Here is a 6,945-nt window from a genome sequence, read left to right on the forward strand (position 1 = left end):
CTAATCATTTTTAAGCGCCTTTTTATTTAATGTCCTTGACACGGGGTCCACATTAGAATATCTCTATCCTTTTTTTTATATGAATCTAGTATTATTTCAATTATTGCTTATTATATCCACCCCTCAACATCTGTGATATAATAACATTAAAGATGTTATAAACTGTTATTAATGTTACAAAATAACACTAAAATTATATAAATATGCATGTATAAGCACTTTAATGTGAAGAAATAACATAAAATAACACAATAAATGGTTGAATATGTTATTTTTGTATGCTATTCTATAACTGAAGGAGGAACATAAATGAACGCTAGCGAAAGAAAGATTGAAATCTTAAAATTATTAAAAGAAGGATCTATGACATTGGACGAACTCGCGAAAAAGTTTAATGTCTCAGTAATGACTATAAGAAGAGATTTAAAAAAATTTGAAGACCAAGACGTTATATTGATATCACAAGGAACAGTATACTTAAATAAGAGTGTTGGTTCAGAAGAAAGCTATATATTGAAAAAAGACAAGATGATAGCAGAAAAGATACGTATAGCTCAAAAGGCCATCGAATATATTAATGATGGAGAAGTAGTCTATATAGATTGTGGAACAACATGTGCTCAAATAGCTGAAGAACTTGCTAAATCTAACAAAAAGGTAACAGTAATGACAAGTTCTATTCTAGTAGTCAATGCTTTATTCATGGCAGAAAATATTGATTTATATATGTTACCAGGAAAGTATAGAGAAAAATCTATAGGCTTTATAGGTGATCTTACTATTGATTTTGTAAGAAAGTTCTATTTTGATAAAGCCTTTATGGGAGCAGAAGGAATTGATACTGAATATGGCATATCACTCCCTCATTTAGAAGAGGGCTTAACAAAACAAGCAATTGCTAGACAGGCTAATACGGTTTTTGTTGTCACTGACCATTCTAAATTTTCATTAAAAACACTTTATTCATATGCTGACTATAATGATATTGATTATATTATTACTGATTCTAATCCTGATTTTAATATGTCCTCATTCGAAAATGATAAAATCAAGATAGTTAAAGTATAACAATATAGTTTACTTAATAAGAGGAGAGTGGAGCAAATGAATAATTTTCTTGATAAAATGACCAACTTTGTTGATAGCAAACTCACACCCCCATTAATCAAGTTTGGTAACAACAAATACATGGTTGCAATTAGAAATGCATTGATTCGTTTAATCCCATTATTGATTGTAGGATCATTCCCTATGATTCTTACTAATCTGCCTATCGCATCTCTAGCAAAAGTAATGGCACCTTACAATGATGCATTAAACACATTATCAAATATGACATTTGGTTTCATTAGTTTATTCTTAGCATTTGGTATTGGCTCTGAATTAGCTGATACCTATGGTTTAGATAAAACAACTGTAGGTATTGTAAGTTCAGTTTGCTTTTTATTAACAGTCGCACCTTTAGATTTAAAGACTAATACTATTTCAGTAGGTGGATTTGGTGCTTCTGGAATGTTTACTACATTCGTTATTGGTATTATTGTAGCTGAAGTAATGCATTTTTGTGATAAACATAACATTGGTATCAAAATGCCAGCAGGTGTTCCTGCAGGTATTGCTTCAAGTTTTTCATCAATTTTACCAATGACAGTATTATTTGTATTCTTCTGGTTTTTAAGAATTATTATTGGCTTTGACTTAAATGGTTTCTTAAAATCAATTTTAAGTCCTATTCTTATCTTATCTGATACATGGTATGCAGTATTATTAGTTGGTTTGGTTTTAATGTTATGCTGGTCAGTAGGAATTCATGGTGGTTCTATGACAGTACAAGGTGTTATGTATGCTTTCTTAGTCGCTAATATTGCATTAAACGTAGAACAAGTAGCAGCTGGTATGAAACCTACTCATGTATTAACAGAACCTTTTGTATTCTGCTTCGGTATGCCTACTGGTAATGGTATTACATTACCTTTAGTATTAATTTATCTCTTCTCTAAATCAAAGAGATTAAGATCAGTCAGCAGAATGTCTCTTATCCCAAGTATCTTTAATATTAATGAACCAGTAGTATTTGGTTTACCAGTTGTTATGAACCCAACATTCTTCTTACCATATGTATTTGGTACTACGGTATTTGGTATGATGTATGGATATGTTCTTATTCGTCTAGGACTTATGACAGCACCTTATATCTCAGTCCCATGGACAACTCCACCTTTACTATACCCATACCTCGCAACAGGTGGTGACTGGAGAGCAGTCGTAGCTCAGTTAGTATTATTTATTATTGTTGGTATAGTTTGGTATCCATTCGCAAAAGCCTATGAAAAACAGCTATTAAAAGAAGAACAATTAGAAAATTATTAGTATTTGAGGTAATATATGAATACAGAAGAAAAAATCAAATTCGATCATGACAAAAAACAATTCATGAACGAATTAAATAATAGAAACAATGATATTGAAAAATGTATCCAATATTGCGAAGAATATGATTTTGATTCTTTTAACAGTATAAAAGAAAGTATTAAAACTAATAGAATAACTAAGTTATTCTTAATAGGAATGGGCAGTTCCCTCTATGCAAGTCAATATGCATTAGCTCAATTAGAGCACTGTAATATCTTAACTCTCTCAATTGAAGCAGCAGAATTTAAGAACAAGTATATGCATTTAGTAGATGAACATACTTTACTAGTGATCATTTCACAATCAGGTAATTCAAAAGAAATTGTGGATGCTATTGAGGAATTAAAGAGTAGAAATTGTTCTTTTGAACTCATTACTATTACTAATAATCTAAACGGTTATTTATATACTAACTATAAGAATAGTATCTTACTAAATGCCAGCAAGGAATTCTATATTTCACATAATAGCTATTTAAATACTTTGATTGTTATTAAGTATTTACTAGAGTATTTGTTTGATGAAGCTCACTTTTCATTAAAGACAGATAACGAATTACTTATTAAACTTAATGATTTTGATGAAGAACTATTAAAGCATAAGTCTTCTATATTGACTCTATTTGAAAACATTGTCTGTGTTGACTTTATTTATGATATTAACAGTAAGTTTAATACAATAAATTCTACACTCTTGCTAAGAGAAGGAATAGGATTAATGACAGCTTGTTATTCAAAGAATGAATATTTACACGGTGAACATTTAGTTGAAATCCATAATAAACTATTATGTTTAATTGGAGTAGATGATACAGAAGATAAGTATAATGAGATTATGAGTGAATCACACGTAACAAAACAAATTATTTTAACCCCAACAGATAAAACTAAAGTAGAAGTATATGATAATAAGATAAAAATTAATATTTTAGCAGACATCAAAGATTTAGCAGAAATGATTTTCTTTAATCAGGTAGTAGCCTGGAGAATGGAGATGTAAATAATGAAAATAGATGCACATAATCATATTGGCAAAAAGAAGGGTGTGAGTGTTAGTGTAGATGATTTTATTAAAAGTATGGATGAAGCAGGAATTGATAAAGCCGTAGTATTTTCCTTTTCCGAACAGATAGATAATGACTATGTTATTGAATCAGTAAAACGATATCCCGATAGACTCTTTGGCTTTGTAACAATTAATCCTTGGTCTACAACATCAGAAGAAGATCTAGAAAAAGCATTTTCTACTGATGAAATCTATGGATTAAAACTACATCCTGTTAAACATGCTTATGCATTAGATGATCATAGTCTGTTAGATCCTTTATTTAAAATATGTGAAAGACATAATAAACCTATCCTAATCTTTGGTGGTGCTAATGTATATTCTAGTCCAAACATGTTTGCTGAAATGGCTATGACTTTTCCAAAAGTCAATCTGATTATGGCGCATGGAGGCCAGATGTATGAAACAACCTCAGCTATTAATGTTGCTAAGAAATATAAAAACATTTATATTGAAACATCTTCAATGTTTGGAATCAGAATCAAAAACCTTGTTAAAAAGAATTTAACGGATCAACTCATTTTTGGCTCTGATACTCCTACAGGAGATATGGAACTAGAAATGAAAAAGATTGAATCTATAGTTAAAGATGAAAATAAATTAAATAACATTTACAGCTTGAATTTAATGAAACTATTGAACGGAGGGAACTCATTATGATTATTGATTCTCATAATCATATCGGCAAAAGAAAGGGTATTAATTTCACTGCTGAAGAAATGATCGAATGGTTAGATAAAGCAGGTGTGGATGCATGTGTTGTTACTTCCCAGGTAGAAACAATTAATAATGATTATGTTGCTGATATGCAAAAGAAGTATCCTGATAGAATAATAGGATATGCTGTTGTTAATCCATGGGAATGGGAGGCAGAAGAAGAATTAGAACGTTGCTTTAGAGACTTAAACTTATATGGATTAAAACTCAATCCTGTTAGACATGGTTTTGCTTTAGATAGACATGAAATCGTTGATCCTTTGTTCAAGATTTGTGAAAAGTATAATAAACCAGTACTTGTCCATGGCCAATCTGATATGTTCAATATGCCTGGTAAATTTGATGAAATGGCAGAAACATTCCCCAACGTCACATTAATCATGGCACATATTGGAGAACCAGATGCGATTGATGCAGCTATTAGAGTAGCTAAACGCAGAAAGAATGTATATATTGATACAGCAAGTGTTCAATTAAGTACATTAAAGAAAGCATTAAAGGAAATTGATCCTAATAAAATTATGATGGGAACAGATGCACCATGGGGAGATTTCACTTTATCCATAGATTTAGTCAAGAAAGCCACTGATGATATAGAGATACAAAATAAAATTCTAGGTGAAAATATTGTAAGAGTATTAAACTGGAAGAAATAACCTCAAACTAGAAGACAGATTAGAATGAACCTCATTCCAATCTGTCTATTTTCATTTACCAATTTTAGATAGTATATTGATATTAAACTGATAATAGGCTATAATACAACGATTTAGCAAAAGCTAAATGGGCGGCATGGGATGAAAAGGAGACTATTATGTATAATTATGTAATAGACAAACAATTAATAAGTAGTATGCGTTCTTGTTGTGGAGACATGATGCAAGACCTATGTCATACCCTAAAAGAAGTATCTGATATAGGTGCAGAGGTCACTCTTGTCGGTAGTGGGGCAAGAAATCTAATACTTCAAAATGCCAACGAACCCATAGATTTGGATTATAATCTTAAAATAGTCAGAAGTGATGACTGGGATTGTAAATATATCAAGGAATGCGTTAGAAAAGCTTTTAATATTGTTCTTAGAAAACATGGATGGAGAGATTGTGAAGATTCCAAATCCTCATTGACCACTAAAAAACATTATCTTCCAGGAGGTAAAACATTATTTTCAATAGATGTTTGTATTGTTTATGAAGATGAAGATGGAAATTTTTATCGTTTAATTCATAAAAAGACTGGTAATACTAATGTTAACAATATTGCATATGCTGCTAGCATTTATGCTGGTCTTGTTACTAGAAGGCCTGTTAATGAATACTATTGGAATATGGCTCCAAATTCTAGAAATATTAAATTTAAAGTCGATTATATTAAAAGTAATGGAAAGTGGAAATTAGTCAGAGAACAATATAAGGGTATTAAGAATAGATACTTAACACAAAACGATCATAATCATCCTTCATTTATTTGTTACATTGAAGCGGTAAATAACGTATATAACTCAAGAAAACATTGGAAGCAATAAACTGCTAAGATTATTTTTAGAAATGGCTTGAACTTAATTAATGGATAGTATATATTGTTCTATTCCATTTTGGAATGGAGGGATTATAAATGGAAAAACTATATGTAAATAAACTTAACGATTCAAAATACGTCGCATTAATTACAGTCCTTGATTATGAAATATCAGTCAACAAGTATCTAAAACAGTTATCATTTGAAGCTTCTTCCAATAAGCCCGAACATGTACTTGTAGATCTGGCTTTGAAAACAGGAATAGATAAATATAGATTTGTTGAATTTGATATTAATGAATCAGGAAAGATAGAATTAGATACTTATAAGTATGTTTCAGTTAATACAATCTATGAAACTCTAGCAAACATCTAACTAAAAGATAAGAAAGAAATAGTATTAAACTCTATCTTAACTGATTCACAGATAAATCAACTTTTAAATTAATCTTACAATTCAAGAAGCGGTTCTTTCACATAAGAAAACCCTATATACTTATTTTTGAAATTTTGAAATTACCCCGAATTGCAAGCAGAAACTGGAAATAAGAAGATAAATTAGATTTTATAGAAAATGGTATTATCAGTTACATTAAGTTTAGCTAGTTCGTTAAGAAATAGTTCTTCAGAAGAAAGGTATCCAAGTATCTTTCTTTTCTTCTGGTTTATTTTATTGTTTATATCAATAGTTGTCTCCTTATCAATTGTATTAATATCAGTTCCTTTCGTAATAAAATATCTTATAAGTCCATTGCAGTTCTCATTTGAGGCTCTGTCACATGAATGATAGGGTCTACCGAAATAGACAGTGGTTCTTTTCTCTTTTGATTTTGGCTTCTGCTCTATATCCTTCCATCTAGAAAACTCACTACCGTTATCAAAGGTGATTGATTTAAAGATATCCTTAAAGCTATCACCATAAAACTTATGAAGCTTGTTTATCTGCATATAGACCTGCTTTGAAGATTTAGCAGAGATGGGAATCATATAATAGAAGCGTGTCTTTCTTTCAATGAGAGTAAGATATGCACCATTCTGTCCATCTCTAGGTCCAGTAACTAGATCACCTTCCCAGTGTCCGAATTCTTCTCTATCCTTGATATATTCAGGCCTTTCGGTAATGGAAGTGCCTTTCTGTCTTTTTGGAATGTATGACTTCCAGTTCTTTTTTGTCTTTCTTCTGACCATGCGAGGAAGATCAAGAGGCTTGATGGATGTTTTTCCCTGATGTACA

8 protein-coding genes are annotated in these 6,945 nt (G+C 30.7%); 7 read left to right on the forward strand and 1 reads right to left on the reverse strand.

Annotated elements, in window-relative coordinates; genetic code table 11:
* Nucleotides 1-309 precede the first annotated feature (309 nt).
* The 7 genes from DW269_RS10110 (at nt 310) to DW269_RS10140 (ending at nt 6,087) form a co-directional block, all read left to right on the forward strand.
* Complete coding sequence (locus DW269_RS10110) at nt 310-1,068, forward strand: DeoR/GlpR family DNA-binding transcription regulator (RefSeq protein WP_117459637.1); 759 nt, start codon at nt 310-312, stop codon at nt 1,066-1,068.
* A 36-nt stretch (nt 1,069-1,104) separates the two neighbouring features.
* On the forward strand, nt 1,105-2,370 hold the full coding sequence (locus DW269_RS10115; protein WP_117459639.1) for a PTS sugar transporter subunit IIC: 1,266 nt from the start codon (nt 1,105-1,107) through the stop codon (nt 2,368-2,370).
* Between the two features lie 15 nt (nt 2,371-2,385).
* On the forward strand, nt 2,386-3,411 hold the full coding sequence (locus DW269_RS10120; RefSeq protein ID WP_117459641.1) for an SIS domain-containing protein: 1,026 nt from the start codon (nt 2,386-2,388) through the stop codon (nt 3,409-3,411).
* A gap of 3 nt (nt 3,412-3,414) precedes the next feature.
* Nucleotides 3,415-4,137: an amidohydrolase family protein gene (locus tag DW269_RS10125; RefSeq protein WP_117459643.1), complete on the forward strand. Its 723-nt coding sequence runs from the start codon at nt 3,415-3,417 to the stop codon at nt 4,135-4,137.
* The gene (locus DW269_RS10130; RefSeq protein WP_117459645.1) at nt 4,134-4,850 is read left to right on the forward strand and encodes an amidohydrolase family protein; all 717 of its coding nucleotides are present in this window, start codon (nt 4,134-4,136) and stop codon (nt 4,848-4,850) included. The genes DW269_RS10125 and DW269_RS10130 overlap by 4 nt, the downstream gene beginning before the upstream one ends.
* Before the next feature lie 158 nt (nt 4,851-5,008).
* Complete coding sequence (locus DW269_RS10135; RefSeq protein ID WP_117459647.1) at nt 5,009-5,719, forward strand: hypothetical protein; 711 nt, start codon at nt 5,009-5,011, stop codon at nt 5,717-5,719.
* Between the two features lie 89 nt (nt 5,720-5,808).
* A complete protein-coding gene (locus DW269_RS10140; RefSeq protein WP_117459649.1) occupies nt 5,809-6,087 on the forward strand; it encodes a type II toxin-antitoxin system RnlB family antitoxin in 279 nt (92 codons plus the stop codon).
* Nucleotides 6,088-6,269: 182 nt separating this feature from the next.
* Here the strand turns inward: DW269_RS10140 and DW269_RS10145 are convergent.
* A partial coding sequence (locus tag DW269_RS10145; RefSeq protein ID WP_158546355.1) for an IS30 family transposase occupies nt 6,270-6,945 on the reverse strand: 676 nt, incomplete at its 5' end.

It is taken from the genome of Catenibacterium sp. AM22-6LB (assembly GCF_003435615.1).
In the GTDB taxonomy this organism is placed as follows: Bacteria; Bacillota_I; Bacilli_A; order Erysipelotrichales; family Coprobacillaceae; genus Catenibacterium; species Catenibacterium mitsuoka_A.

Coding starts and splice junctions, on each gene's coding strand:
- DW269_RS10110 (WP_117459637.1), top strand. CDS start 310: ATGAACGCTAGCGAAAGAAAGATTGAAATCTTAAAATTATTAAAAGAA.
- DW269_RS10115 (WP_117459639.1), top strand. CDS start 1,105: ATGAATAATTTTCTTGATAAAATGACCAACTTTGTTGATAGCAAACTC.
- DW269_RS10120 (WP_117459641.1), top strand. CDS start 2,386: ATGAATACAGAAGAAAAAATCAAATTCGATCATGACAAAAAACAATTC.
- DW269_RS10125 (WP_117459643.1), top strand. CDS start 3,415: ATGAAAATAGATGCACATAATCATATTGGCAAAAAGAAGGGTGTGAGT.
- DW269_RS10130 (WP_117459645.1), top strand. CDS start 4,134: ATGATTATTGATTCTCATAATCATATCGGCAAAAGAAAGGGTATTAAT.
- DW269_RS10135 (WP_117459647.1), top strand. CDS start 5,009: ATGTATAATTATGTAATAGACAAACAATTAATAAGTAGTATGCGTTCT.
- DW269_RS10140 (WP_117459649.1), top strand. CDS start 5,809: ATGGAAAAACTATATGTAAATAAACTTAACGATTCAAAATACGTCGCA.